General features: G+C 70.8%; 22 protein-coding genes. 15 read left to right on the forward strand and 7 right to left on the reverse strand.

The window, feature by feature from the left end:
• Positions 1 to 34 precede the first annotated feature (34 nt).
• From DRV85_RS03475 to DRV85_RS03485, 3 genes are all read right to left on the reverse strand, one after another.
• Positions 35 to 1,543, reverse strand: a complete 1,509-nt coding sequence (locus DRV85_RS03475; RefSeq protein ID WP_113288044.1) for a malonate--CoA ligase — start codon at positions 1,541 to 1,543, stop codon at positions 35 to 37.
• The gene (locus DRV85_RS03480; protein ID WP_113288045.1) at positions 1,540 to 3,630 is read right to left on the reverse strand and encodes a 3-hydroxyacyl-CoA dehydrogenase NAD-binding domain-containing protein; all 2,091 of its coding nucleotides are present in this window, start codon (positions 3,628 to 3,630) and stop codon (positions 1,540 to 1,542) included. Before DRV85_RS03480 ends, DRV85_RS03475 begins: the two co-directional genes overlap by 4 nt.
• A gap of 74 nt (positions 3,631 to 3,704) precedes the next feature.
• Positions 3,705 to 4,142 (reverse strand): acyl-CoA thioesterase, encoded by a 438-nt coding sequence (locus tag DRV85_RS03485; protein WP_113288046.1) that lies wholly within the window; start codon positions 4,140 to 4,142, stop codon positions 3,705 to 3,707.
• Between the two features lie 119 nt (positions 4,143 to 4,261).
• Between DRV85_RS03485 and DRV85_RS03490 the strand changes: the two genes are divergently transcribed.
• From DRV85_RS03490 to DRV85_RS03505, 4 genes are all read left to right on the forward strand, one after another.
• On the forward strand, positions 4,262 to 5,029 hold the full coding sequence (locus tag DRV85_RS03490; protein WP_113288047.1) for an SDR family NAD(P)-dependent oxidoreductase: 768 nt from the start codon (positions 4,262 to 4,264) through the stop codon (positions 5,027 to 5,029).
• Between the two features lie 347 nt (positions 5,030 to 5,376).
• A complete protein-coding gene (locus DRV85_RS03495) occupies positions 5,377 to 5,880 on the forward strand; it encodes a hypothetical protein (protein ID WP_113288048.1) in 504 nt (167 codons plus the stop codon).
• 338 nt (positions 5,881 to 6,218) lie between these two features.
• On the forward strand, positions 6,219 to 8,216 hold the full coding sequence (gene pdhA, locus DRV85_RS03500) for a pyruvate dehydrogenase (acetyl-transferring) E1 component subunit alpha (RefSeq protein ID WP_113288078.1): 1,998 nt from the start codon (positions 6,219 to 6,221) through the stop codon (positions 8,214 to 8,216).
• Complete coding sequence (locus DRV85_RS03505; protein WP_113288049.1) at positions 8,216 to 9,367, forward strand: dihydrolipoamide acetyltransferase family protein; 1,152 nt, start codon at positions 8,216 to 8,218, stop codon at positions 9,365 to 9,367. Before pdhA ends, DRV85_RS03505 begins: the two co-directional genes overlap by 1 nt.
• Positions 9,368 to 9,377: 10 nt before the next feature.
• Here DRV85_RS03505 and nusG read toward each other — a convergent pair whose 3' ends face one another.
• The gene (nusG, locus tag DRV85_RS03510; protein WP_158540096.1) at positions 9,378 to 9,884 is read right to left on the reverse strand and encodes a transcription termination/antitermination protein NusG; all 507 of its coding nucleotides are present in this window, start codon (positions 9,882 to 9,884) and stop codon (positions 9,378 to 9,380) included.
• Positions 9,885 to 10,079: 195 nt separating this feature from the next.
• On the opposite strand from nusG, the gene DRV85_RS03515 reads away from it, so the two are divergent.
• Positions 10,080 to 10,544 carry a hypothetical protein gene (locus tag DRV85_RS03515; RefSeq protein ID WP_113288051.1) on the forward strand — a complete coding sequence of 155 codons (465 nt, stop codon included), beginning with the start codon at positions 10,080 to 10,082 and terminating at the stop codon, positions 10,542 to 10,544.
• A gap of 16 nt (positions 10,545 to 10,560) precedes the next feature.
• On the opposite strand, the gene DRV85_RS03520 is transcribed toward DRV85_RS03515, so the two are convergent.
• Positions 10,561 to 10,872 (reverse strand): hypothetical protein, encoded by a 312-nt coding sequence (locus DRV85_RS03520; protein ID WP_113288052.1) that lies wholly within the window; start codon positions 10,870 to 10,872, stop codon positions 10,561 to 10,563.
• A gap of 178 nt (positions 10,873 to 11,050) precedes the next feature.
• On the opposite strand from DRV85_RS03520, the gene DRV85_RS03525 reads away from it, so the two are divergent.
• Together DRV85_RS03525 and DRV85_RS03530 are read left to right on the forward strand one after the other, a co-directional pair.
• The gene (locus tag DRV85_RS03525) at positions 11,051 to 11,848 is read left to right on the forward strand and encodes a YdcF family protein (RefSeq protein WP_158540097.1); all 798 of its coding nucleotides are present in this window, start codon (positions 11,051 to 11,053) and stop codon (positions 11,846 to 11,848) included.
• Positions 11,849 to 11,992: 144 nt separating this feature from the next.
• Entirely contained in the window at positions 11,993 to 12,664 is a 672-nt protein-coding gene (locus DRV85_RS03530) for a metallophosphoesterase (protein WP_233495386.1), read from the forward strand.
• Positions 12,665 to 12,674: 10 nt separating this feature from the next.
• Here the strand turns inward: DRV85_RS03530 and DRV85_RS03535 are convergent, their stop codons facing one another.
• Together DRV85_RS03535 and DRV85_RS03540 are read right to left on the reverse strand one after the other, a co-directional pair.
• A complete protein-coding gene (locus tag DRV85_RS03535; protein ID WP_113288055.1) occupies positions 12,675 to 14,828 on the reverse strand; it encodes a polysaccharide biosynthesis tyrosine autokinase in 2,154 nt (717 codons plus the stop codon).
• Between the two features lie 97 nt (positions 14,829 to 14,925).
• Positions 14,926 to 15,600, reverse strand: a complete 675-nt coding sequence (locus tag DRV85_RS03540) for a sugar transferase (RefSeq protein WP_113288056.1) — start codon at positions 15,598 to 15,600, stop codon at positions 14,926 to 14,928.
• Positions 15,601 to 16,213: 613 nt separating this feature from the next.
• On the opposite strand from DRV85_RS03540, the gene DRV85_RS03545 reads away from it, so the two are divergent.
• From DRV85_RS03545 to DRV85_RS03580, 8 genes are all read left to right on the forward strand, one after another.
• Positions 16,214 to 18,301 (forward strand): YjbH domain-containing protein, encoded by a 2,088-nt coding sequence (locus tag DRV85_RS03545; RefSeq protein ID WP_233495387.1) that lies wholly within the window; start codon positions 16,214 to 16,216, stop codon positions 18,299 to 18,301.
• Positions 18,298 to 18,900, forward strand: coding sequence for a YjbF family lipoprotein (locus DRV85_RS03550; RefSeq protein WP_113288058.1), 603 nt, complete (start codon positions 18,298 to 18,300; stop codon positions 18,898 to 18,900). The genes DRV85_RS03545 and DRV85_RS03550 overlap by 4 nt, the downstream gene beginning before the upstream one ends.
• A 70-nt stretch (positions 18,901 to 18,970) precedes the next feature.
• Positions 18,971 to 20,338 (forward strand): polysaccharide biosynthesis/export family protein, encoded by a 1,368-nt coding sequence (locus DRV85_RS03555; RefSeq protein ID WP_233495388.1) that lies wholly within the window; start codon positions 18,971 to 18,973, stop codon positions 20,336 to 20,338.
• 243 nt (positions 20,339 to 20,581) lie between these two features.
• Positions 20,582 to 20,986 (forward strand): MarR family EPS-associated transcriptional regulator, encoded by a 405-nt coding sequence (locus tag DRV85_RS03560; RefSeq protein ID WP_113288059.1) that lies wholly within the window; start codon positions 20,582 to 20,584, stop codon positions 20,984 to 20,986.
• 225 nt (positions 20,987 to 21,211) lie between these two features.
• Complete coding sequence (gene vapB, locus DRV85_RS03565; protein WP_113288060.1) at positions 21,212 to 21,442, forward strand: type II toxin-antitoxin system VapB family antitoxin; 231 nt, start codon at positions 21,212 to 21,214, stop codon at positions 21,440 to 21,442.
• On the forward strand, positions 21,442 to 21,843 hold the full coding sequence (gene vapC / locus DRV85_RS03570; RefSeq protein ID WP_113288061.1) for a type II toxin-antitoxin system tRNA(fMet)-specific endonuclease VapC: 402 nt from the start codon (positions 21,442 to 21,444) through the stop codon (positions 21,841 to 21,843). The genes vapB and vapC overlap by 1 nt, the downstream gene beginning before the upstream one ends.
• Before the next feature lie 177 nt (positions 21,844 to 22,020).
• Positions 22,021 to 22,284, forward strand: a complete 264-nt coding sequence (locus DRV85_RS03575; RefSeq protein WP_113288062.1) for a hypothetical protein — start codon at positions 22,021 to 22,023, stop codon at positions 22,282 to 22,284.
• 88 nt (positions 22,285 to 22,372) lie between these two features.
• On the forward strand, positions 22,373 to 23,964 hold a 1,592-nt coding region (locus DRV85_RS03580; protein ID WP_147238804.1), incomplete at its 3' end, for an ABC transporter ATP-binding protein.

A 23,964-nucleotide genomic window follows, 5' to 3' on the forward strand; every position in this document is an offset into this window, starting at 1 on the left:
CGCAGGGGTCAGGCGCGCGCAAGCGGCGCCGTCCTCAGCCCGCGGCGAAGAGATCCCGCCAGGTTTCGCGCAGCGCCGCCTTCTGCACCTTGCCCATGGTGTTGCGCGGCAGCGCCTCGACCAGGACGAGCCTGCGCGGCTGCTTGAACCCCGCGAGCGCGGCCGCCAGCGCCGCCTCGACCTGCGCCAGATCGGGCCCGGCGCCCTCCGGCACGACGAGCGCCACGGGGGACTCGCCGAAATCCGGGTGCGGCACGCCGATCACCGCGCTTTCCGCCACGCCGGGCTGGGCATCGATCACCTCTTCGATCTCCTTGGGGTAGATGTTGAGCCCGCCGGAGATGATCAGATCCTTCGCCCGGCCGACGATGGTGACGTAGCCGTCCGCATCCTGCCGCGCGAGATCGCCGGTGATGAAGAATCCGTCCTCGCGGAATTCCTCGGCGGTCTTCTTCGGCATCTGCCAGTAGCCGTGGAACACGTTCGGCCCGAGCACCTCGATCACGCCGGTCTCGCCCCGGGCGACCTCGCCGCCCGTATCGTCGCAGATGCGCAGCTCCACCCCCGGAAGCGGCAGGCCAACGGTGCCCGGCCGCCGCTCGCCGTCGTAGGGGTTGGAGGTGTTCATGTTGGTCTCGGTCATGCCGTAGCGTTCGAGGATGCGGTGGCCGGTGCGCGCCTCGAAGCGGCGGTGGGTCTCTGCCAGAAGCGGGGCGGAGCCCGAGACGAAGAGGCGCATGTTCGCGCAGGTCTCGCGGGTGAAGTCGTCGCGCTCCAGCAGCCGGGTGTAGAAGGTGGGCACGCCCATCATTGCGGTCGCGCGCGGCAGATCGCGGATCACGGCGGCGGCGTCGAACTTCGGGTGGAAGAGCATCGACCCGCCTGAGAGCAGCATCACATTCGTGGCCACGAAGAGCCCGTGGGTATGGAAGACCGGCAGCGCGTGCAGGAGCACGTCCGCGTCGGTGAAGCGCCAGGCCTCGGTCAGCACCTCGGCGTTCGAGAGCAGATTGCCTTGCGAGAGCATCGCGCCCTTCGACCGGCCGGTGGTGCCCGAAGTGTAGAGAAAGGCGGCGAGGTCGTCCTCCGCGCGCGGCACGGGCGCGAAATGCTCCGGCCGGCCCTCGGCCAGCGCGAGAAAGCTGCCCGCGCCATGCGCGAGCGTCTCGAGCCGCGCACCATGCGTCTGAGCCACGGGGCGCAGCGCCTCGGCCTTCGCGGGATCGCAGAGAAAGAGCTTGGCGCCGGAATTGCCGATGAAATACTCGATCTCTGCGGGCGTATAGGCCGTGTTGAGCGGCAGGAAGATCACCCCGGCCGCCGCGCAGGCGGCATAGACGGCCAGCGCCTCGGGCGATTTCTCGACCTGAAGCGCCAGCCGGTCGCCGGGCGCGAGGCCGCAGTCCGACAGCGTGTGGGCGAAGCGCGACGAGAGCCGCAGGAAGGCGTCATGGGTGAGCGTGCTGCCGTCCGGCAGATGCAGGAAGGGCGTCTCGCGCCCCAGGTGTGCGCCGAAGAGCCGGTCGTAGAGCGGGTTGGTCACGGGTTCAGATCCGCGAAGGACTTGCCCTCGTCCGCGAGCCGGCGCAGCAGCCCCGGCACCTGCCAGTAATGCGCGTCCTCCTGCGCGTAGGTCTCGATCCGGGCGATCACCTCCGGCAGGCCGATCTGGTCGGCGTAGTGCAGCGGCCCGCCCCGGAAGCGCGGGAAGCCGTAGCCGAAGAGCAGCACGGCATCCACGTCGATCGGGCGCTGGGCGATGCCCTCCTCGACCACGCGCGCGGCCTCGGTGATCATCGCGGTCATGTAGCGCGCGACGATCTCCTCGTCGGAGAAGCCGCGCGGGGTTACGCCGGCGGCCGCGCGCTCGCTCTCGACGATGGCCTCGGCGGCGGGGTTCGGCCCGCTCTCGCCCTCGCCGTAGAGGTAGAAGCCGCGGCCCGTCTTGCGGCCGAACATCCCCTCCTCGCAGATGCGGTCGGCGATGCGGACGTAGCGCTCCTCCGCGGGCCGCGTGTCGGCGTGGCGCTTGCGGTAGGTCCAGCCGATGTCGAGCCCGGCCAGGTCGGAGACGCGGAAGGGCCCCATGGCGAAGCCGAAATCCTCGAGCGCGCGGTCGATGTCCGCGAAATGCGCGCCGTCGAGCAGCATGTAGTCCGCCGCCTTGCGGTAATGCTGCATGATTCGGTTGCCGATGAAGCCGTCGCAGACGCCGCTGCGCACGCCGATCTTGCGCAGCTTCTTGGCCAGCGCGAAGCCCGTGGCGACGGCCTCTGGCGCCGTGTGGTCGGCCACCACGATCTCGACGAGCTTCATGACGTGCGCGGGCGAGAAGAAGTGCAGGCCGATGACCGCCTCGGGGCGCGAGGTGGCGGCGGCGATCTCGTTCACGTCGAGATAGGAGGTGTTCGTCGCCATGATCGCGCCTGGGGCGAGGGTGGCGTCGAGCTTGCCGAAGATTTCCTTCTTCACGCCCATGTCCTCGAAGACCGCCTCGATCACCAGGTCAGCCGCGGAGAGCGCCTCGATCTCGGTGGCGCTGTCGAGCCGGGCGAGGGTGGCCTCGCGCCCGGCGGCGTCGAGCTTGCCGCGCTTGACCGCGCCGTCGAGGTTCTTCGTCACGGTGGCGAGTCCGCGTTCCAGCGCGTCCGGAGAGACCTCGACCAGCGTGACGGCGTAGCCCGCCAGCAGGCAGGCGGTGGCGATGCCCGATCCCATCGTGCCGCCGCCGATGACGCCGATCTTGTTCAGTTCGCGCGGCTGGGCGTCCTGTTCGGGAAACTTCGCGACCGCGCGCTCGGCGAAGAAGGCGTGCACGAGTCCCGCGCGCTGCGGGCTCTCCTGACATTCGCGGTAGAGCGCGCGCTCGTGCGCCATGCCCTCTGCGATGGGTTTCACCGCGCCTTCGACGGCGTCCACGCATTTGTGCGGCGAGAAGAGGCGCGGCGCCTGCTTCGCCATCTTCTCGCGATACTCGGCGAGCGCGGCCTCGTCCCGCTCGACCGTCAGATCGCCGGTCCTGCGGGTCTCGATCCGGCTCTCCAGCGCCTCGCGCGCGCCCGCGAGCGCGATCTCGCGCGGCTCGCCCTCGCGGATCTCGTCGATCAGCCCGGCGCCGAGCGCCTCCTCGGCGGGCACGTGCCGGCCCGAGGTGATCATGTCGAGCGCCATGTGCATGCCCGCGAGCCGCGGCGCGCGCTGCGTGCCGCCCGCGCCCGGGATGATGCCGAGGTTGACCTCCGGCAGGCCGACGCGCAGGCCGGGCACCCCGATCCGGTAGTGCGCCGCCAGCGCCACCTCGAAACCGCCGCCCAGCGCAGTGCCGTGCAGCGCGACGACGACGGGCTTGGCGCAGGCCTCGATCCGGTTGACGACGTCGGGCAGCCAGGGCTCCACCGGCGGCTTGCCGAACTCGCGGATGTCGGCGCCGGCGATGAAGGTGCGCCCCGCGCCATAGAGGCCGATGGCGCGCACGTCCTGGTCCGCCTCGAGCGCGTCGATCGCCGCGACCAGCCCCTCGCGCACCTTGAGCCCGGCCGCGTTGACCGGCGGGTTGTCGATGCGGATGAGCGCGATCTCGCCGTCGCGTTCGACGTCGATGACCTCGTTGATCGTCTCGTTGGCGGCCATGCTCCGGACCCCTCTCGCTCCTGCCTCGCGTCGCGCGGGTGGTAGCCAAGCGCCGCCGCGCGGTCAACGAAGGCTCAGCGCGCGATCCGCTCCAGCGCCGCGCGAACCTCGGCCGACAGCGGTTCGGGCCGGCCGCTTTCGCTGCCCACCTGCACCTGGGCGAAGAAGCCTTCGGCGAAGGCGGCGTCTTCTTCGTTGCGGAAGAGCCCCAGCTCGGTCGTCCAGGAACTGCGCCCCAGCCGGCCAAGGCGGAGGCCCGCGTGGATCGTGTCGGGAAAGGCCGCCTCGGCGTGGTAGCGGCAGCCGCTTTCCACCACCAGCAGCCGGACGGACTCCCCGCGCACGTCGAAGCAGCCCTGTGCCATCTGCCAGAGCGTCACCGCCGTGTCGAATAGCGCATAGTGGACGATGTTGTTGAGATGCCCGTAGGCGTCGTTGTCCGCCCAGCGCGTGGGCAGGGTGTGGAAGGCGACATAGTCGGCACGGCTGCCGGGGGGCGCGCGGTCGGGCATGGCGGGCGTCCTCGTTTCCGGTCAGCGAGAGTGGCCGCCTGCGCCCGGCTTGGCAAGCGCCGGTTGACGCCCCCGCCCGCCCGTCCGAAAAGGACGCCGGCAGCAGAGGGGAGAACGGGATGGAGATCGGACAGGAGACGATCGCGGTGGTCACCGGCGGCGCCTCGGGGCTCGGCGGCGCTGTGGTGCGGATGCTGGCGGCGCAGGGCGCCCGCGTCGCGATCCTCGACATGAACGCGGAGACGGGCGAAGCCATGGCCGGCGAGACCGGCGGGCTGTTCCACGAGACCGACGTGAGCGACCCCGAAAGTGTCTCGGCCGCGCTCGACGCCGTGGAGGCCGCCTTCGGCACGCCGCGGATCTGCGTCAACTGCGCCGGCATCGGCCCTGCCGCCAAGACCGTCTCGAAGGGTGCGGCGCACGACCCCGGCATGTTCGCCAAGGTCGTGCAGGTCAACATGCTGGGCACCTTCTACACCGCGAGCCAGGCCGCGGCGCGCATGGCACAGCTCGCGCCCGCGGGCGCGGACGGCGAGCGTGGCGTGATCGTCAACACGGCCTCCGTCGCGGCCTACGAGGGCCAGATCGGCCAGGTGGCCTATGCCGCCTCGAAGGGCGGGGTCGTGGGCATGACGCTGCCGATGGCGCGCGATCTGTCGGCGCTCGGCATCCGGGTGTGCACCATCGCGCCGGGGCTCTTCCGCACGCCGCTGCTGCAGGGGCTGCCGCAGGAGGTGCAGGACAGCCTCGGCCAGCAGGTGCCCTTCCCCTCGCGGCTGGGCGATCCCGCCGAATACGCCGCGCTCGCCCGGCATATCGTGGAAAACCCGATGCTCAACGGCGAGGTGATCCGCCTCGACGGCGCGATCCGCATGGCGCCGCGCTGAGCCGCGCGCGACGGCCCCCGTGCACCCGCGCCCTGGCCGCCGGCCGGGTCGTCCTGACAATCGCCGTCACGCCAGAATTCCACGTCATGGCGCCCGGCGAGGTGCGTGAAGGCTTTGCGACCGCCACGGCCGCGGTCGGGACGATGCGCCCGGCTTCTGATCCACGCCGCAGAACAACGCCCATTCACGCCCCAAAGCTACGATTTGCCCACGTGTGAGCAGGGACTTCCCTTCGCGCCTGCGCAAGAGATCGAAACCGCTTGTCCCAGCACCGGCAGGCCCCTAATCTTGACGCGCGCGATGGAGCGTGACCCGGTGCGCGAGCATGAGACTGCGGGGCCGTTACCGTGAAGCTTTATGTGCAGAACCCCTCTACTTTCTTCGTTCAGCGTGCCTACGAGCTCTACAATTCGGTCCGCAACACCGACCTGCCGCAAAAGGCTGGCGTGAAGTACGGGATCGACGACAGCACCTGGACAAAGCTGATCGAGACCACGAAGGCCAAGCTTCTCGACATGGCCAAGGGCGACAAGAATCTGGTTCCCAGGGACGAAAACGGGCTCTGCATATACGCTTCGGTTGTCGCCGCGAAATTCTTCGTGCTCCGGAACCACATTCTCGACACGCATGTCGTTCGCGTGGATGGCAAGAGCGACCACTACTACGCTGTCGCCGCGTTCGGTGGCCCGCCAATCATCTGCGACCTGACGTGCAGGCAGTTTGGTGGCCCAAAATACTTCGTCGGTACGCTGGCGGAATTGAAACCGTCGGCGAAGCAGGTCCAGGCGATGGGCTCGAACCTGTACGAGATCTACAAGTTGGGCACGCAGACACGGCAGTTCGTCGTCTGAGGCCTCGTCCTGTGAGGCAGCCACGCTTGGCAGCGGGCCGTGCGCGCTGCATCATGACAGGCGAGTCCTGACGGAGAAGCTGGCGATGGCCTTCTTCGAGAACGCGGTCGAGCGCGCGGCCGCACTGGCGACGACGTGCGGCTGGCTGGCCCTCGGCGGCGGAATGCGAGCCTCTCGCGGGGCAGTACGATCCATTTCACCAGTTGCGAAGAGTGCCCAAGGGAGAAGCACAGTGCGCGGACGCCTTCATAAATGTTGACGCAAGATGAGGTGACGGGCGCAAGGCCCCCGCTTGGGCGGTGTACGGGCACGAAAGCCCCGCGAAGGGGGCGGCCGGCATGACGGAGGCGGCGAAGCTGCGGCTCGACCGGGCGCACGGGATGCGCCGGCTCGGCGACATGATCCGCATCCGCATGTTCGAAGACAAATGCGCCGAGCTCTACACGCAGGAAAGGATCCGCGGCTTCCTGCATCTCTACGACGGGGAGGAGGCGATCGCCGCGGGGGTGATCCCCACGCTGGGCGCCGAGGACCGGGTGGTGGCCACCTATCGCGAGCACGGGCATGCGCTGGTGCGCGGCGTGCCGATGACGCGGGTCATGGCCGAGATGTTCGGCAAGGCCCATGGCTGCTCGGGCGGGCGCGGCGGCTCGATGCATCTCTTCGACGCCGAGACCAACTTCTACGGCGGCAACGCGATCGTGGGCGGCGGCCTGCCGCTCGCCGCGGGGCTCGCGCTGGCCGACCGGATGCAGGCGACGGGCCGCGTCACCGCCTGCTTCTTCGGCGAGGGCGCGGTGGCCGAGGGCGAGTTTCACGAGACGATGAACCTCGCCGCCCTGTGGTCGCTGCCGGTGCTTTTCGTCTGCGAGAACAACGGCTACGCGATGGGCTCGGCGCTCGCCCGCACCGAAGCGGTCACCGATATCCATGCCAAGGCTGCCGGCTACGGGATCGCCGCGCGGCAGGTCGACGGGATGGACGTGGTCGCGGTCGAGGCGGCGGCGCGCGAGGCCGTGGCGCAGATTCGCGAGACCGGCAGGCCGATGTTCCTGGAGTTCCTCACCTACCGCTTCCGGGCGCACTCGATGTTCGACGCCCAGCTCTACCGCGACAAGGCCGAGGTCGAGGCCTGGCGCGCGAAGGGACCGATCCTGCGGTTCCGCGACTGGCTTCTGCAGAGCGGCTTGCTGCACGACGAAGACGTCGCGGCGCTCGAACGGCAGGCCGAGGCGGAAATCGCCGAGGCGGTGGCCTTCGCCAAAGCCGCGCCCTGGGAGCCGGTCGAGGATCTGCACGAACACGTCCTGGGCCCCGCCGCTCCGCCGCCCGCGCCGCCCGCGCCGTCGGGCGAGCGGGTCGAGATCACCTATCGCGAGGCGGTGCGCGCGGCGATCAGCGACGCGATGACCCGCGATTCGCGCGTCTTCCTGATGGGCGAGGACGTGGGCGCCTATGGCGGCTGCTACGCCGTCTCGAAGGGGCTGCTGGAGACCTTCGGCGCGGAACGGATCCGCGACACGCCGCTGTCGGAGTCGGGCTTCACCGGCGCGGGAATCGGCGCGGCGGCGGCGGGGATGCGCCCGATCGTCGAGCTGATGACGGTCAACTTCTCGCTGCTCGCCCTCGACCAGATCCTGAACACGGCCGCCACGCTCCGGCACATGTCGGGCGGGCAGTTCGGCGTGCCGCTGGTGATCCGCATGGCGACCGGCGCGGGCAAGCAGCTCGCCGCGCAGCACTCCCACAGTCTGGAGGGGTGGTATGCCCACATCCCGGGGCTGAAGGTGCTCACGCCTGCCACGCTCGAGGACGCGCGCGGCATGCTCTGGACCGCGCTCGAGGATCCCGACCCGGTGCTGATCTTCGAGAACGTCATGCTCTACAACCGGGCGGGCGAGATCGACGCCGCCGCGGGGCCGGTCGATATCGCGCGCGCCGCGGTGCGGCGGGCGGGCTCGGAGGTGACGCTCATCACCTATGGCGGCTCGCTCTTCAAGACGCTGGACGCGGCTGAGGCGCTTGCGGTTGAGGGGATCGACGCCGAGGTGATCGACCTGCGCGTGCTGCGCCCGCTCGACGACGCGACGATCATGGAGTCGGTGGCCAGGACACGGCGGGCGGTGATCGTGGACGAGGGCTGGCGCTCGGGCGCGCTCGCCGCGGAGGTCTCGGCGCGGATCATGGAACAGGCCTTCTGGTCGCTCGACGCGCCGGTGGGCCGCGTCTGCTCGGCCGAGGTGCCGATCCCCTATCCGCACCACCTGGAACAGGCCGCGATCCCGCAGACGCCGGCCATCGTCGCCGCCGCGAAAGCTGCCGTGGGCCGGGGCTGATGGGCGTCTTCGCCATGCCGTCGCTGGGCTCCGACATGGAGGCGGCGACGCTGGCCGAATGGCTGGTGCGGCCGGGCGACCGGGTGCGGCGGGGCGATGTCGTGGCCGTGGTCGAGACCCAGAAGGGCGCGATCGAGATCGAAACCTACGAAAGCGGCACGGTGGCCGAGCTGACCGCCGAGCCCGGCCAGACGCTGCCCGTGGGCACGCCGATGGCGGTGATCCGAACGGACGGCGCGGCAGAGGCGGGCGCGACGCCGCCCGTGGAGACGACCCCGCGGCCGGAGCCAGAGGCACCGCCCGTCGCCGCCCGGCCCGGGCCGGTATCCGCAGGACAGCTGCGCGCCTCTCCCGCCGCGCGCGTCCGGGCGGGCGAGCTTGGCCTCGACCTCGCCGGTCTCGCCGGCAGCGGGCCGGGCGGTGCCGTCGTGCTCGCCGATGTCGAGGCGGCGGCGGCACGCGGCGCGCAGCCCTCCGCGCCGGCGCCGCAGGTCGAGATGCGCAAGGCGATCGCGGCGGCGATGACCCGCGCCAAGCGGACGATCCCGCACTTCTACCTCTCCGAGACCTTCGATCTTCAGCCCGCGACGGACTGGCTGGCCGAACGCAACGCCGCCCGCCCGCCCGAGGCGCGCCTGCTCATGGCCGCGCTCTTCGTGCGCGCCGCCGCGCTGGCCGCGGCGCGGGTTCCCGCGCTCAACGGGCATTTCACCGACGGCGCCTTCCATCCGGCGCCAGTCGTGAACGCGGGCCTGGCGGTCGCGCTGCGGGGCGGCGGGCTGGTCGCGCCGGCGCTCGGGGACGCCGCCGCGCTCGATCTCGATCAGACGATGGCGGGGATGCGCGATCTCGTCGCCCGCGCCCGCGCCGGCCGCCTGCGCGGCTCCGAGATCACGGCGGGCACGATCACCGTCTCCGCGCTGGGGGAACGTGGCGCGGAGGCCATGACCGGCGTCATCTTCCCGCCGCAGGTGGCCCTGGTCTGTCTCGGCGCCCCGAAACTCAGGCCCTGGGTGGTGGAGGGCGCGATCCGGCCGCGTCAGGTCGCGACTGTGACCGTCTCCGCCGATCACCGTGTGAGCGACGGCCGGCAGGTGGCGCGCTTCATCGAGATCTTCGCCGACGCGCTCGCCCATCCCGAGCGGCTCTGATCGGCGGGCCTCAGTCCAGCTTTTCCACCGCCTCCGCGCCGATCCGCGTGCGCACCTCGCGCCCCATCAGGTCGAGCATCACGCGGATGCGCTCGCCCTCTTCCAGGGTTTCGATGCGGCCCACGAGATCGGCGAAGGGCCCCGCGATCACGCGCACCCTGTCGCCTTCCGCGAGTTCCGGCGCGGCGGCGAGCCGACCCTCTGCGTCGCAGCGCGCACGCAGCCCCTCGACGAGCGCGTCCGGCAGCGGCGTCGGCCGCCGCGGATCGGTCTGCACCAGCCGCGTGAGCCCGCGCGTGGCGTTGACCGCGCGCCACAGGCCGGCCTCCGGGGCGAAGCGCACGAAGATGTAGCCGGGGAAGAGCGGGCGGCGGACGTCGGCGAGCCGGCCGCGCCGGCGCCGCGTCTCGATCTGCCAGGGGCTGAAATGCGCGATGCCCTGCCGCGCGAGATTGCGCTCGGCCAGCGCGAGGCCGTTCGGCTTGAGCTGCGCGACGAACCAGCGGGGCGCGGTCACGGGCGGCCTCCGCCTGGTGCCCCGCGCCCAACCCGACGCGTCAGATTTCGTGAAAACTCTAATCTCAACAAAATCTTAGAGCGAGTCGCATTCTCCTGCGCCCGGGAGTGGGCGCAGCCCGCCGATCCGCGCGCCACGGCCCTAACCGGGCTCGTCGCGCCTCGGCTGCCGCCCGCCGGGTGAGAGGAGAGTGACATGCCCTGGAAATGCTTCATCGCGCGGGCCGCAGGCCTCGCGCTCTGCCTTGCCGTGGCCGCAACGCCCGTACCGTCGCTCGCGCAGGCGGTCCCGGCGCAGACCGTCGTCGTGGAGAACGACCGCGGCGGCCTGCTCGCCGAGCGGTTGCGCGAAATCGCCCGTCTCAGGCAATCGGGCGCCCGAGTCGAGATTCGCGGGCGCGTCTGCCTTTCGAGCTGCACCATGTACCTCGCGGTCCCCGATATCTGCGTTGATCCCGACGTCACCTTCGGCTTTCACGGCCCGAGCAGCTACGGCCGGCCGCTCTCGCCCGCGCACTTCGAGAACTGGTCCCAGATCATGGCCAGCCATTACCCCGAGACGCTGCGGCGTTGGTTTCTGTCGGTCGCGCGCTACCGGACGAGCGGCTACTACCGCGTCAGCGGCGCGCAACTGATCAGCATGGGCACGCCGCGCTGCTGAGCGCGGCGCGCAGGCGTCACTGCGTGTCCGAGGTGCTCGACCCGCCGTCGAGTCCGGCGAGCGCGGCCAGGCCGATCACCCCGAAAGCCGGCCCCAGGAGCGGCGCGAAGCCGGTGGCCGGCGGCCCGCCCGCCGTCTGATCGGCCGCCGCGGCGCCGGTATTGCACTGCACCGCGATCCGTCCGTCGGGCAGATACCGTGCCTCGGCGACGCCGGCCGGACCGCAGACGCCGGTTGCCTCGGCACGCGCCATTGCGTCGTCCTGCTGGGCGCTGAGCGCGCCCGCCCCCGCCAGCGTGAAAACCATCGCGATCGTCGATATGCGCATGACACACCTCCATTTCTCGGCATCCCCATAGCACGAGCACCGCGCCTCCGGGAAGCGCCGGGAACCTTCACTCCCGCAAAAAGACTGACATTCCGTTTTCATGCCCGCACGGCCGGCAGCGCGCGCGCGTCGTGCGACCCGCTTGCACCCGTGGCGCAGAGGCGTGCATCAGGAGCGAATGGAGACGCTCTTCTTCGTCGCGGCCAAGCTCTTCTGGGCACTGGCGCAGCCCGCGAGCTGGCTGGTCCTGGCGCTCGTGGCCGCGCTCGTCGCCCTTTTTCGCGGGGCGCGGCGCGCGGCGCTCTGGTGGCTTTCGGGCGCGACCTGCGCTGTCGTGATCGTCGGTCTTTTCCCGCTGGGCCAGCCGCTTCTCCGCCCGCTCGAGACCCGTTTTCCTACCGTGCCTCTTATCGAGGATCCCGCGGGCATCATCGTGCTGGGCGGCGGCGAAGACGCGGTCCGCTCGGCCGCGACGGGGCGCGTGGAGCTCAACGAGGGCGCCGAGCGGCTGCTCGCGGGGCTGGCCCTCGCCCGGCGCCACCCGGAGGCGCGGCTGATCTTCACGGGCGGCAGCGGCCGGCTCGGTGCGCGGGGCGTCTCCGGCGCGACGGTCGCCGCGCGTCTCTTCGCAGAATTCGACGTGGCCCCGGCGCGCGTCCTGCTGGAAGGCCGGTCGCGCAACACCGCCGAGAACGCGCGGCGCACCGCTGCTCTCGTCCCCGACCCGACCGCGGGGCCCTGGGTGCTCGTCACCTCGGCCTTTCACATGCCGCGCGGCCTTGGCGCCTTCTGCGCGGCGGGCTGGGAGAATCTCGTGCCCTACCCCGTCGATCACCGCGCGGCGGGCCCCTTCGGCCCCGAATGGGATCTCGCCGGCCATCTCGCGCAGCTCGACACGGGGCTGAGAGAATGGATCGGCCTTCTCGCCTATCGGGCGACCGGCCGCACCGACGCGCTCCTCCCTGACGGGTGCTGACCGCCGCGCGTGCTCTTGGCCGCGCCGCAGGGATCGCCTATGTCACGCTTCGTGATCCGCTCTCTCATCTCCCGTCGCCGACGGGCCGACAGACCTGCCGAAGCCGAAACCCCGTTCGCGCCGCCGCGACCGGACCGGCCTTTCGTGGCCGTGGGCGACATCCACGGCCGCCTCGACCTTCTCCAGCAACTCGAGACGCAGCTTGCGGACCTGCCCGCGGACTGGCCCGTGGTCTTCGTGGGCGACTACATCGACCGCGGCGACGAGAGCGCCGGCGTGCTGCGGCATCTCTTCGGCACCAGCGGGCGGCAGCGGATCTGCCTGATGGGCAATCACGAGGAGATGCTGCTGCGCTTTCTCGCAGAGCCCGCCGCAGAGGGTCCGCGCTGGCTGCGCAACGGAGGGCTCCAGACGCTCGCGAGCTTCGGCCTGGGCGGCCTGCCCACGCGCGAGCCGGCCGCTTACGTCGCGGCGCGCGACGCGCTGGTCGATGCGATGGGTCTCGACCTGATCGACTGGCTCACGGCGCGGCCCCTCGTCTGGTGGAGCGGCGACGTCGCCGTGGTTCACGCCGGCGCCGACCCGGGCCTGCCGATCGCGAAGCAGCCCTCCGAGACGCTGCTCTGGGGCCATCCGGAGTTCGCCTGGACGCCGCGGGCGGACGGGCTCTGGGTGGTGCACGGCCACACGATCGTCGACGCCCCCGAGGCGCGCGCGGGTCGGGTGCCCATCGACACCGGCGCCTATGCGACCGGCCGGCTGACCGCGGCGCTCGTCGAGGCCGGCGGGGTCCGCTTCCGCCAGACCGGCCGCTGAGCGCCGCGCCTCAGGCCTCGTAGTAGCGCTTGCCGTAGCGCGAATAGGCGCCGTAGCGCCCGCCGTAGCCGTAGCGTTTCATGCCCTTGGGGTCGATCTGGGTCAGCACCAGACCGGTGACCGGCAGGTTGACCGTCTCGAACTGGCGCAGCGCCTCGTCGACCTGTGCATGTGTGGTGCTGTCCCAGCGCACGTTGAAGACGATGGCGTCGGCGCTCTGCCCGATCACGCGCGCATCCGGCACGACGAGCACGGGCGGCGTGTCGATGATGACGTAGTCGTAGGCCGCGCGCGCGTTCTCCAGCATCTGGTGGAACTTCTCCGAGGAGAAGAGATCGGCCGCGTTGACCTGCGTCTTCTCGCCCATCAGCACGTCCGCTCCGAGGCGCGGCTCGTGCACCACGACCTCCGACAGGGGCTTGTCCTCGGCGAGGATCGCCATCAGCCCGCCGGTGGGGGGGTGGTCGAGATACTGCGAGAAGGTGCGGCGACGGATGTCGCCCTCGATGAGCAGCACCTTCTTGCCCAGTCCCGCGAAATTGTGCGCAAGCGCCAGGGTGATGCTCGTCTTGGACTCGTTGGGCACCGAGGAGGTGACCATGATCACCCGCGGCGGCGCGTCGACGTTGGACATCAGCACCGAGGTGCGCAGGTTGCGGATCGCCTCCGCCGCCGCCGAGGTCGGCTTGTCATTGAGATAGTCGATGAGCTTCTTCCGCGACCGGATCGGCATCATCGGGATCTGCCCGATCACCGTGTGCCCGGTGCGCTTCTCCAGGTCCTCCGAGGTGCGGAAGTGGTTGCGCAGCGCCTCGCGCAGGAGCACGAGCCCGCTGCCCAGGACCAGGCCGAGGATCCCGGCGAGGCCGAGGATCCGCGCGCGCCGCGGCTCGACCTGTGCGGCGCTCTCCGCCTCGGAGAGGAACCGCGTATCGGCCTGCTGCAGGCCCCGGCTCACGGTGGTTTCCTTGAGCCGCGTGAGGAAGCTTTCGTAGAGCGACCGCGTCGCCTGGAGCTCGCGCTCCATCTGCTGGATCTGGATGAGATCGCCGCTCTGCCGCTCGATCCGCTCCTCGAGCCGCGCGAGCGCGTCGCGCAGCGAGGCCAGCTGTTCCTCGGCCCGCGCGCGCTCGACCTCGGCACGCTGAACGAGCTCGTCCGCGCGCGCCGCGAAGGCCGCGCTTTCGGGGCCTTCGCGCTCGGCGATGCGCTCGAGCAGCGGATCCTCCGCGACCGCCAGCATCCGCGCCGGCCCCGCCGCCCGGGCCTCGCCGAGCGCCGCGCGCCGCTCCTCCGCCGCTGCGAGCGCCGCCTCGGCGCGCTCGACCCGGTCGCGTTGCTCGCGCACTTGCAGGTTGAGCGCCTCGACGGCCTCGGGCGTCGCCGCCTCGCTTTCGGCGCGCAGCTCCTTGACCGCGTCCTCCTGGCTCCTGAGCTCGACCTCCAGCTCCCGCACCCTCTCCGAGAGCCAGTCGACCGCCTGGTCGGTGGCGGCGAACTTCTGCGCGATCTGGTCGTCGATGTAGATCTCGGCGAGCGTGTTGGCCATCGCCACCGAGGTGCCGCGATCCCCGGTCGTCGCGGAGATCTCGAAGATATAGGTGTTGCGCTGCTGCGTCACCGAGATCGCCTGTCGCGCCGCGCCGATCGCGCTCCGCCGGATCTCCGCCTCCGAGGGCGGCGGCGCGGTCTCGACTGGCAGGCCGAGCGCCTCGCGCGCCGCGGCCACGAGCGCGTCCGGGCTGAAGCGCGGCGCGGGACGCAATCTCGGGTTGAACTCGGGCGACTGCGCCAGGTCGAGCTCGTCCACCAGCTCCGCGATCAGCCGGCGCGAGCGGATCACCTCCAGTTCGGTGTTGAGCGCCGAGGTCTCCGTCGACACGCCTGTGACGACCTGGTCGAGGTCGACAACGTTGGGCCCCTGCACCTCGAGCACCAGCGAGGCGGTCGCGCTGTATTTCGGTTCGGCGAGCACAAAGGCGTAATAGCCCGCCGCCGCCAGCGCGAGCCCGGTCACCAGCAGGATCCTGCCCTTGCCGCGCCAGAGCGTGCCGGCGAGCTCCAGAAGATCGATGTCGTCGTCGGCAGCCTCGGGTTGCGGCGCGGCGCCCTGACGCCCGCGTCCCCGGCCCTCGGCCTCGCGTTTCACCGGCTGCACGTTCATCGCACCCTCCCGCGAGAGGCTTACCCCGCGCCGCGCGGAGAGACAATCGCCGCGCGCGCCACTTTTTCGCGAGTCCCGCCACGTCGTGCAGGGTGCCTCATGCGCCCCGCCCCGTGAAGACGATCACCAGCGTGCGCCAGAAGATGTAGGCCTCGAGCCGCCAGCCTGAGTGGAAAATGTAGTAGAGATCGGCGCTTACCTTCCGGCGGGTGCCGGCGATGCCCTCGACGTAGCCCACTTCCGTCTGCGCGAGCCCGCTGATCCCGGGCCGCACCATGTGGCGCCTCGCGTAGCCGGGCACCGCCTCGAGGTAGACCTCGGCATGGTCGAGGAAATCGGGCCGCGGGCCGATCAGGCTCATCTCGCCCTTGAGCACGTTGACGATCTGCGGCAGCTCGTCGAGCCGGAGCCGCCGGATGAGCCGGCCCAGCCGCGTGATCCGGTCGGTCTCGAGCGGGTCGTCCGCGCCGCGCTGGACACTCTCGGCCGGCAGCATGCTGCGGAACTTCAGCGCCTCGAAGGGCCGGCAATGCATCCCCATGCGCGGCTGCCGGAAGAGGAGCGGCCCCGGGTTCAGCACCGGGTTGAGCACGAGCAGCAACAGCGCCACGACCCCCACCAGCGGCAGGAGCAGAAGGCTCACGACGACGTCGAGGCCGCGCTTGGCCGCGAAGAAGCCGCGCGGATGCCCGGACCGGCGCGCACCGCTGGCCGGGCGGGCCGGCGGGACGGACCGATAAGCGGCGCTGAAGACCGAATTGGAATCGCTCATGGTTTCGCACGCCTCTCCGTCGCGACCGCCCCGGACGCCAGCGCATGCAATATGCGAGTCGCGGGGAATGTTCGACCGGTCCGATCCTTAAGCCGCCCGTTCACGATTTGTAAACCTGCGGCATGACGAATGCCTGACGAACGATGCCCGCTTTTCGCCGGGCGCCCGCGAAGCGGGCAGGATCTGCGCTCGCGCAGCGCGCCCGGACGCCCGCAAAAAGCTTGACGCTGCGAGAGCTTGGCGCCCGCAGCCGCGCCCGCACGGCCTGTGACGGGCGCGCTCGACGCTGAATTCCCATGCGCGAATACGCGTGCGCGCGGTCCGTAATTACAAATCCTGCCCGCGATCTGTTGTTTCCGTGCCGCAGTCTATCGGCCGGAACGCCGCGGCGCGCCCCCGATTCGCCCGCGCATATGGCGTCAGACGGAATCATGCGATATGCAATATCGTAAAGCGTAGAGCGATGGCCAACATCGTGACAAGAAACGCGAGCAGGAGAGCAGACATCGTTGGGACCCTGACGCCCGGCGCCCCGCGCACCGCGGGCGCCCTGCCCGTCCGCCGCCGGCGGCGCCGCGCGTTCGCGCGCCTCGCCCCCGCCGCGGCGCCGCTCGTGGCGCTTCTCTGCGCGGCCCCGGGGCCCGCGCAGGAGCTTCCGCCAGAGGCGGGCTTCAACACCTACGGGACGCCGGGCCTGATCGACATGCCGACGGCGCGCTCGCGCCGCGACGGCGAGCTCGCCTTCACGTTGAGCCATTTCCGCAACCAGACGCGCAGCACGCTCACCTTCCAGGTGACGCCGCGGCTCTCGGCGAGCTTTCGCTACGCCAACCTCTACGACATCCGGCCCGGCGGCCCCGACGGCGCCGTGGTCGATTTCCGCTTCGACCGCAGCTTCTCGCTGCAATACCGTCTTTTCGAGGAGACCGCGACGCGGCCGGCAGTGGCCGTGGGCCTCAACGACTTCCTGGGCACCGGCCTCTACTCCTCCGAATACGTCGTCGCCTCCAAGACCTTTTCCGACCGCCTGCGCGTGACCGGCGGCCTGGGCTGGGGCCGGCTCGGCACCGAAGGCGGCTTCACGAACCCTCTGGGCATCCTCGGCGACCGCTTCGAGGACCGCCCCGAACGCGACAGCGGCCTGGGCGGCGAGGTCCGCACCGCGCAGTGGTTCCGCGGCGACGCGGCGCTCTTCGGCGGGCTCGAATGGCAGGCGACCGACCGGCTGACGCTTCTCGCGGAATATTCCTCCGACGCCTACCCGAACGAGGACGGCGCCGCCTTCGACCGGCGCTCGCCGCTCAACTTCGGGGCGCAATACGACCTGCGCCCCGGCATCACGCTCGGGCTCAACTATCTCTACGGCGCCGAGTTCGGGGCCCAGGTCACCTTCGCCACGGATCCCGCGACGCGGCCCTTCGGCAGCGGACGGGGCGCAGCCCCCCCGCCGGTCGTCCCGCGCGGGCCGGCGAGCGCTGCCGATCTGGGATGGGATCTCGGCGCGGCCGCGCCCGGCCTTCGCGACCGCGCCGCCGCGGCGCTCGCGGCGGAGGGCGTGCGCCTGCACGCCTTCGACCTGCGCCGCACGCATCTGCGCATCGAGATCGAGAACCTGCGCTACCGGGCCACGGCGCAGGCCGTGGGGCGCACGGCGCGCGCGCTGACGGGCCTTCTGCCCGCGTCGGTCGAGACGCTGACCGTGGTGCCGGTCTTCGACGGCGTCGCCGGATCGGCGATCACCATCCGGCGCTCCGATCTCGAGGAGCTGGAGTTCGCCTACGACAACGTCTGGGCGAGCTTCGCCCGTGCCCGGATCGAGGGCGCGCGCCCGGCCGAGAGTCCGGTTCCCGGCCGCTACCCGCGCTTCGAGACGCGGATCGAGCCCTACATCTCGCCGAGCCTCTTCGACCCCGACGCGCCGATCCGCGCCGACGCCGGGATCGCGCTCGGGGCCGAGTGGGAGCCGGCGCCGGGCTGGCTGATTGCGGGCCGCGTCCAGAAGAAGGTGATCGGCAATCTCGACGAGTCCGACCGCCCCTCGACCTCCGTTCTTCCGCGCGTGCGCTCGGAGTTCAACATCTACGACCGCGAGGGCGACCCCGCGCTCACCGAGCTCAGCGCCAACTACTTCTTCCAGCCGCGCGAAAACCTCTACGGCCGGCTGAGCTTCGGCTATCTCGAGCGCATGTTCGGCGGGGTTTCGGGCGAGCTGCTCTGGAAGGAGGTGGAGAGCCCTCTCGCGCTGGGGCTCGAGGTCAACTACGTCAAGCAGCGCGACTTCGACCAGGGCTTCGGCTTCCGCGACTACGAGGTCGCCACCGGCCACGCCTCGCTCTACTGGGACATGGGCAACGGATTTCACACCCAGGTCGACGCGGGCCGCTACCTCGCCGGCGACTGGGGCGCCACGCTCACGGTCGACCGCGAGTTCGCCAACGGCTGGCGCGTCGGCGCCTTCGCGACGCTAACCGACGTCCCCTTCGACGACTTCGGCGAGGGCTCCTTCGACAAGGGGCTTCGCCTCACCATCCCGCTCGACTGGATCACCGGCCAGGAGGACCGCCGCAGCGTCTCGACGGTCATCCGGCCCGTCCAGCGCGACGGCGGCCAGCGCCTCGACGTCGACCACCGCCTCTACGAGAAGATTCGCGAGGCCCACCGCACCGGGTTGCGCGAGGACTGGGGGAGGTTCTGGCGATGAGGCGGCTCCTCGCGCTCTGCACGCTCCTCGTGGCGGCGGCCTGCGCGCCCCAGCGGGTCGTGGTCACGCCAGACCTGCGCCCCGCGCTCGACCGGGCGGCGCTCGAGACGCTGGGCGAACCGGTCGCCCTTCTCGAGGTGCCCGCGCTCGGCGCGGCCGCGCTCATGCGCGTCTCCGCCCGCAACGGGCCTGTCACGACCTGGAGCACGGTGGACGCGCGCGCGATCTCGCTCGAGGACGGCATCCTCGTGGCCACCCGCGGGCTGGGGCACGACCTGATGAGCGCGGAGCCGGGGAGGACACGCGCGCGCCTCGTCCGCGGCGGGGCCGACTGGGCGCCGCGCTTTTTCAGCTGGCTCGACGGCGAGGACCGCCCGGTCTTCGCGACCTTGCTCTGCCGCATCGAGACCCGCCGCCCCGAGCGCCTCGAGATCCTGGGCCGTGCGCGCCCCGTCACGCGGGTCACGGAGCGCTGCACCAATCCCGATCACGCGGTGACGAACACCTATTGGCTGGGCCCCGACGGCGTGATCTGGAAGTCGCACCAATGGGCGAGCCCTGATCTCGGGTATGTGGAGATCGAACACCTGATACGCTAGAAGAGAGAAAAAACTCCGGAACGGCCCGCGCCACAAGCGGCCCCGGACTCGAGCAGAAGGAAAACCCGGAATGACGCGTCGCGCCCCGTTCGCCGTGCTGATGGCCGTGGCCCTCACGACCGCATCCTGCGGGATAACCTACGTCAGCCCCTCCGTGCGCAACCAGAGCGAGGACGTCCCCGTCCGCGTGATGACGATCAGCTCGCAGAGCGTGCTGATGGCCAATCGCGCGCCCTACACGCCGCAGCGCCTGCCGCAGGCCTTCTACGAGACCGCGAGCGGCGCGGGCCAGATGCGCCAGCCCGCCGCCCTGCCCGACGCGCCGCGCGTGCCCGACGCGCGCTACCGCGAACCGGTGCTGCGCCCGCCCCCGCCGCTGGAGCCCGCGCCCTACCGCATCGGCGTGGGCGACGTCGTGCTGCTGGCCACCAAGAGCGCGGGCTCGACCGTCGAGCAGCTGAGCGGCCTGCTGGCCGCGCAGACCCAGCGCCAGGGCTTCACGGTGCGCGACGACGGCACGATCTCGATCCCCGACGTGGGCGCGCCGCGCATCGGCGGGCTCACCCTCGAGGAGGCCGAGAACGAGCTTTTCGAGATGCTGCTCGCGAACGGCATGAACCCGGCCTTCTCGCTCGAGGTACAGGACTTCAACGCCCACAAGGTCGTCGTCGGCGGCGCGGTCGGCAGCCCCTCGGTCGTGCCGATCACGCTGCAGCCGCTCACGCTGCGCCTCGCCATCGCCGCCGCGGGCGGGCTCGCGGTGCCGGACACGCGCTTCGCCACGATCCGCATCTTCCGCAACGGCTCACTCTACGAGATCCCGGTGGCAGAGTTCGACGACGACGCCGATCTCCAGGACACCATCCTGCGCTCGGGCGACGCGGTCTTCGTCGATCTCACCTACGACTACGACCGGGCGCTGGAATACTTCCGCCAGCAGATCGACGTGATCGCGCTCGAGCGCCAGTCGCGGCAGCAGGCCTTCCAGGAGTTGCAGGCCGAGATCGCCTTCCGCCAGGCGGCGCTGAACGAGCGCCGGTCGAACTTTCAGACGCGGCTCGATCTCGGCGCCGAGGCGCGCGACTACGTCTATCTGAGCGGCGAGATCGCAAACCAGACCCGCCTGCCGCTGCCCTTCGGACAGAAGGCCTCGCTGGCCGACATCCTCTTCGAGGCGGGCGGCTTCGACGTCACCACGGGCAATCCCTCGCACATCTACGTGCTGCGCCCCTCGCCGGAGCCGGAGGAGTTCGGCGCGGTCACCGCCTGGCATCTCGACGCGCGCAACCCGGCCGCCTTCACCCTCGCCGCGCGCTTCGAGATGCGCCCCGACGACGTCGTCTTCATCGAGGAGCAGCCGATCACCCGGTGGAACCGCGCCCTGCGCCAGTTCTTCCCGGTCCTGATCAACACCGCGCGCAGCGCGCTCGGCGACTGACCGGGCCCCGCTGCCTGCCGTCGCGGCAGCTGCGGGCAAACCGGGCGCGGGACCGGGGGCGCGGCATTGACCCCGTCCGCCCGGCGCGCGACCCTCCGCCCGGGTTGCGCGACGGGCGCCCCGCTCGGCCGCGCAGAGGCGCCCTCCCCCCTTGCAATCGATCCGCGCGCGGCGTAGGCGTTCACGCATGAACGCATCGCGTCATCGGGCCCGCAAGGCGCGGCAAGTCCCGGTGCGGTAGCCATGGCGAAACCCGTCCGCGACGCCTCTCTCGACCAGCTCACCGAGCGCGACACGGAGCTGCTGCGCGCGATCGACGCCGAGCCCGCGGCGAGCCAGCGCGATCTCGCGCGGCGCACCGGCATCAGCCTGGGCGCGGTGAACTACTGCCTGCGGGCGCTGGGCGAGAAGGGCCTCGTGAAGGTCCGCAACTTCCGCGCCTCGAACAACAAGCTGCGCTACGCCTATGTGCTCACGCCGACAGGCCTCGAGGCGAAGTCCCGCCTCACCGCGCGCTTCCTGCGCCGCAAGCTCGCCGAGTACGAGCGGCTCCAGGCCGAGATCGCGGCGCTGGAGGCCGAGCTCGCCGGGGAGCGCGATCCCGCGTCGCCCGCGGCAGCGCGAAAGCGCGCGCCGGGGGCGGAATGACGCGGTTCGGCCCTGCGCGGGGGCGGCGCGTGGCTCGGGATTCGTGGCCCGAGGCCCGGAGTTCACGTTATCTGGCAATCGGACCTCGAGAGGCCAATTGAGGGCAAGGGCGGCGACGGCCAGAGCGCGAATGGTTGACGCCTGCGGAAGTATATACTACATGTATATACGAGCATCTACGGTGCGCCATCTACGGTGCGCGGAGTCCGAAGCGGGAGGTGTGACATGGAACGTGGATCGGTATTCATGACGAACAAGACGCAAGCCGTCCGTTTCCCGAAGTCGGTGCGCCTGCCTGACGGCACCACGAGTGTGGATATTCAGCGCCGCGGCCGAAGCTGGGTCATCACACCCTCCGAGCAAAGCTGGGCGGCATGGTTCGATGGTGAGGGTGTCAGCGACGATTTCATGACGGATCGTGAGCAGCCGGCAGACCAGGAGCGTGCAGCGCTCTGATGCTGCGGTACATCTTGGATACAAATATCCTGATCTATACCGTCAAAAACAAACCTGACGTGGTTCGGCAACACTTCGAGGCGCATGATGGCGAGATCTGTGCATCGAGCGTCACGGCCATGGAGCTCCTCTACGGTGCGCACAAGTCACAAGCCGTGCGCCGCAATCTTGACGTTGTCGAAGGTCTGCTTGGGCGCATCGAGATCCTGGACTTCGACCTGAGCGCTGCCGAACATGCCGGGCAGATCCGTGCCGAGCTCGCTTCGGCTGGAAATCCGATTGGACCCTTCGATGTCATGATTGCGGGTCATGCCCGCTCCAGAGGCTTGTGCCTCGTCACGCACAATGAAGGCGAGTTTGCCCGCGTCAGCGGGCTGCGTCTCGCGAACTGGGCAAAGTGACGCCGAGGCGTTTGTTTTGCGTTATCGGGCGTTTGTCCCCGTGAACGCCCGCGGCGGCAGGTCGTCGCCGGCGGGCACCCGGCCTGAGCCCGCGGAGGAGCGGCACTGAGCGGATGGTGGCACGAAGGCAAGCAGGCGTTTCTCGACGCGACCGGGCTCTCGGACGGTGCCGCGCATGTGCATTTCGGGCTCGCGGCCTTCCTGCTCCTCGCGCTGGCCTTGCGCCGGCGCCGGCATGGGCTCCGTCTCGCCTGGCTCGGGGTCTTCGCGCTGCAGGGCGCCAACGAGGTGATGGACGCAGTGGACTGGATCGGCTGGACGGGTGCCGTGCACTGGGCGGATGCCGCGGGCGACTACGCGCTGACCCTGCTCTGGCCGACGATCCTCGTGCTCGTCGTGCCGCGTCTTTTTCCAGGGCCGCGCGCGCCGAGGCAGCAATGACGCACCGCTCCGCCTGCCCCTTCCGACCCCCGCGCCGCGGTGATCGCGGCTCTGACCTCCATGACGTTCGCAGCGGAGTGATCCAGTCATGAGCCTCGAGACCTGGCGCAAGGCCTGGGCGCTCCTCGACGCGCGCGAGCGGCGCAACGCCTGGATCGTGCTCGCGATCGTGGTCGTCGCGGCGCTGTCCTCGGCGGCGATGGTGGGCTCGATCATGCCGTTTCTCTCGGTGCTCGCCGACCCGGAGCGCATCCGCGAGGTGCCGGCGCTGGCCTGGGCCTACCGCGCGGGTGGTTTTGAGACCGACTTCGGCTTCCTGATCGGTCTCGGGCTCGCCTCGCTTGGCGTCATCGTGCTGGCGAACCTCGTGCAGATCCTGCGGACCTGGGCAGTCGCGCGCTTCGCGCTGATGCGCGTGCACACGCTGAGCTACCGGCTGCTCGCGGCCTACCTTCGGCAACCTTACGAGTATTTCCTCGACCACCACACCGGCGAGATGAGCACCCAGATCCTCGCCGAGAGCATGGAGGTCGTGAACCAGTTCTTCCGCCCGGCGGCGGAGGCGGTCGCGGCGCTCTTCACTGTCGTCGCGATCGTCAGTGTCGTCCTCTACGTCAACCCGCTGGTCGCGCTGATCGCCTTCACTGTCCTGGGCTCGATCTACGGCGGCACCTTCCTGCTCAGCCGGCGCCTCATCGCGCGGCAGGGCCGTGCGCGGGCAGAGGCCAACCGTGGCCGCTTCCGGCTCGCCAACGAGGCGCTGGGCGGGGTGAAGGACATCAAGCTCCTCGGCCGCGAGGCCGCCTATGTCGCGCGCTACCGCGACCCCTCGGAGCGGATGGTGCGGGCCATGATCATCGTGCAGGTGCTGGGCCTGGTGCCACAATACGTGATGCAGGCGGTGGGCTTCGGGGGCATCATCGTCCTCTGCCTCGTGCTCATGGATCCCGCCGGCCTCGCCTCCGGCGAAGCGCTGGGCGGCCTCCTGCCGCTCCTCGGCCTCTTCGCCTTCGCCGGACAGCGGATGCTGCCCGAGCTCTCGAAGCTCTACCAGAGCCTCACGCAGCTCAACTCCGGCGAGGCCGCCGTCGAGACCGTCCACCGCGACCTGACGTCCAAGACCGGGGGCGCCCTGCCCCGCGCTGCCCCCGCGGCCCTCGGCCTCTCCCGCGCGCTCGCGCTCGAGGAGGTCTCCTACCGCTACCCCAACGCCGCGCACGCCGGGCTGTCGCAGGTCTCGCTCACCATCCGCGCGGGCGAGAAGATCGGCGTCGTCGGCAGCACGGGCGCGGGCAAGACGACGCTCGCCGACATCATCCTCGGCCTGCTGCGCCCGAGCGAGGGGCGCCTCACCACCGACGGCCGCGCGATCACCGACGAGACCATCCGCGCCTGGCAGCAGACCGTGGGCTACGTCCCGCAGGACATCTTCCTCACCGACGCGAGCGTCGCCGAGAACATCGCGCTCGGCCTGCCACCGGAGGAGATCGACCCCGAGCGCCTGCGCCGCGCCGCCCGCATCGCGCAGATCGACACCTTCGTGACCGAAGAGCTCCCCGAGGGCTACGAGACCCTCGTCGGCGAGCGCGGCGTGCGCCTCTCCGGCGGGCAGCGCCAGCGCATCGGCATCGCCCGCGCGCTCTACCACGACGCCGATCTCATCGTCTTCGACGAGGCCAC

It is taken from the genome of Rhodosalinus halophilus, from assembly GCF_003298775.1.
In the GTDB taxonomy this organism is placed as follows: domain Bacteria; phylum Pseudomonadota; class Alphaproteobacteria; order Rhodobacterales; family Rhodobacteraceae; genus Rhodosalinus; species Rhodosalinus halophilus.

Excerpts from the sequence above, each read along its gene's own strand:
- DRV85_RS03520 (WP_113288052.1), bottom strand. The coding sequence starts at position 10,872 with ATGCGCATATCGACGATCGCGATGGTTTTCACGCTGGCGGGGGCGGGC.
- DRV85_RS03480 (WP_113288045.1), bottom strand. The coding sequence starts at position 3,630 with ATGGCCGCCAACGAGACGATCAACGAGGTCATCGACGTCGAACGCGAC.
- vapB (WP_113288060.1), top strand. The coding sequence starts at position 21,212 with ATGGAACGTGGATCGGTATTCATGACGAACAAGACGCAAGCCGTCCGT.
- DRV85_RS03550 (WP_113288058.1), top strand. The coding sequence starts at position 18,298 with ATGAGGCGGCTCCTCGCGCTCTGCACGCTCCTCGTGGCGGCGGCCTGC.
- DRV85_RS03485 (WP_113288046.1), bottom strand. The coding sequence starts at position 4,142 with ATGCCCGACCGCGCGCCCCCCGGCAGCCGTGCCGACTATGTCGCCTTC.
- DRV85_RS03540 (WP_113288056.1), bottom strand. The coding sequence starts at position 15,600 with ATGAGCGATTCCAATTCGGTCTTCAGCGCCGCTTATCGGTCCGTCCCG.
- DRV85_RS03515 (WP_113288051.1), top strand. The coding sequence starts at position 10,080 with ATGCCCTGGAAATGCTTCATCGCGCGGGCCGCAGGCCTCGCGCTCTGC.
- DRV85_RS03490 (WP_113288047.1), top strand. The coding sequence starts at position 4,262 with ATGGAGATCGGACAGGAGACGATCGCGGTGGTCACCGGCGGCGCCTCG.
- DRV85_RS03525 (WP_158540097.1), top strand. The coding sequence starts at position 11,051 with ATGGAGACGCTCTTCTTCGTCGCGGCCAAGCTCTTCTGGGCACTGGCG.
- DRV85_RS03505 (WP_113288049.1), top strand. The coding sequence starts at position 8,216 with ATGGGCGTCTTCGCCATGCCGTCGCTGGGCTCCGACATGGAGGCGGCG.
- DRV85_RS03555 (WP_233495388.1), top strand. The coding sequence starts at position 18,971 with ATGACGCGTCGCGCCCCGTTCGCCGTGCTGATGGCCGTGGCCCTCACG.
- DRV85_RS03535 (WP_113288055.1), bottom strand. The coding sequence starts at position 14,828 with ATGAACGTGCAGCCGGTGAAACGCGAGGCCGAGGGCCGGGGACGCGGG.
- vapC (WP_113288061.1), top strand. The coding sequence starts at position 21,442 with ATGCTGCGGTACATCTTGGATACAAATATCCTGATCTATACCGTCAAA.
- pdhA (WP_113288078.1), top strand. The coding sequence starts at position 6,219 with ATGACGGAGGCGGCGAAGCTGCGGCTCGACCGGGCGCACGGGATGCGC.
- DRV85_RS03560 (WP_113288059.1), top strand. The coding sequence starts at position 20,582 with ATGGCGAAACCCGTCCGCGACGCCTCTCTCGACCAGCTCACCGAGCGC.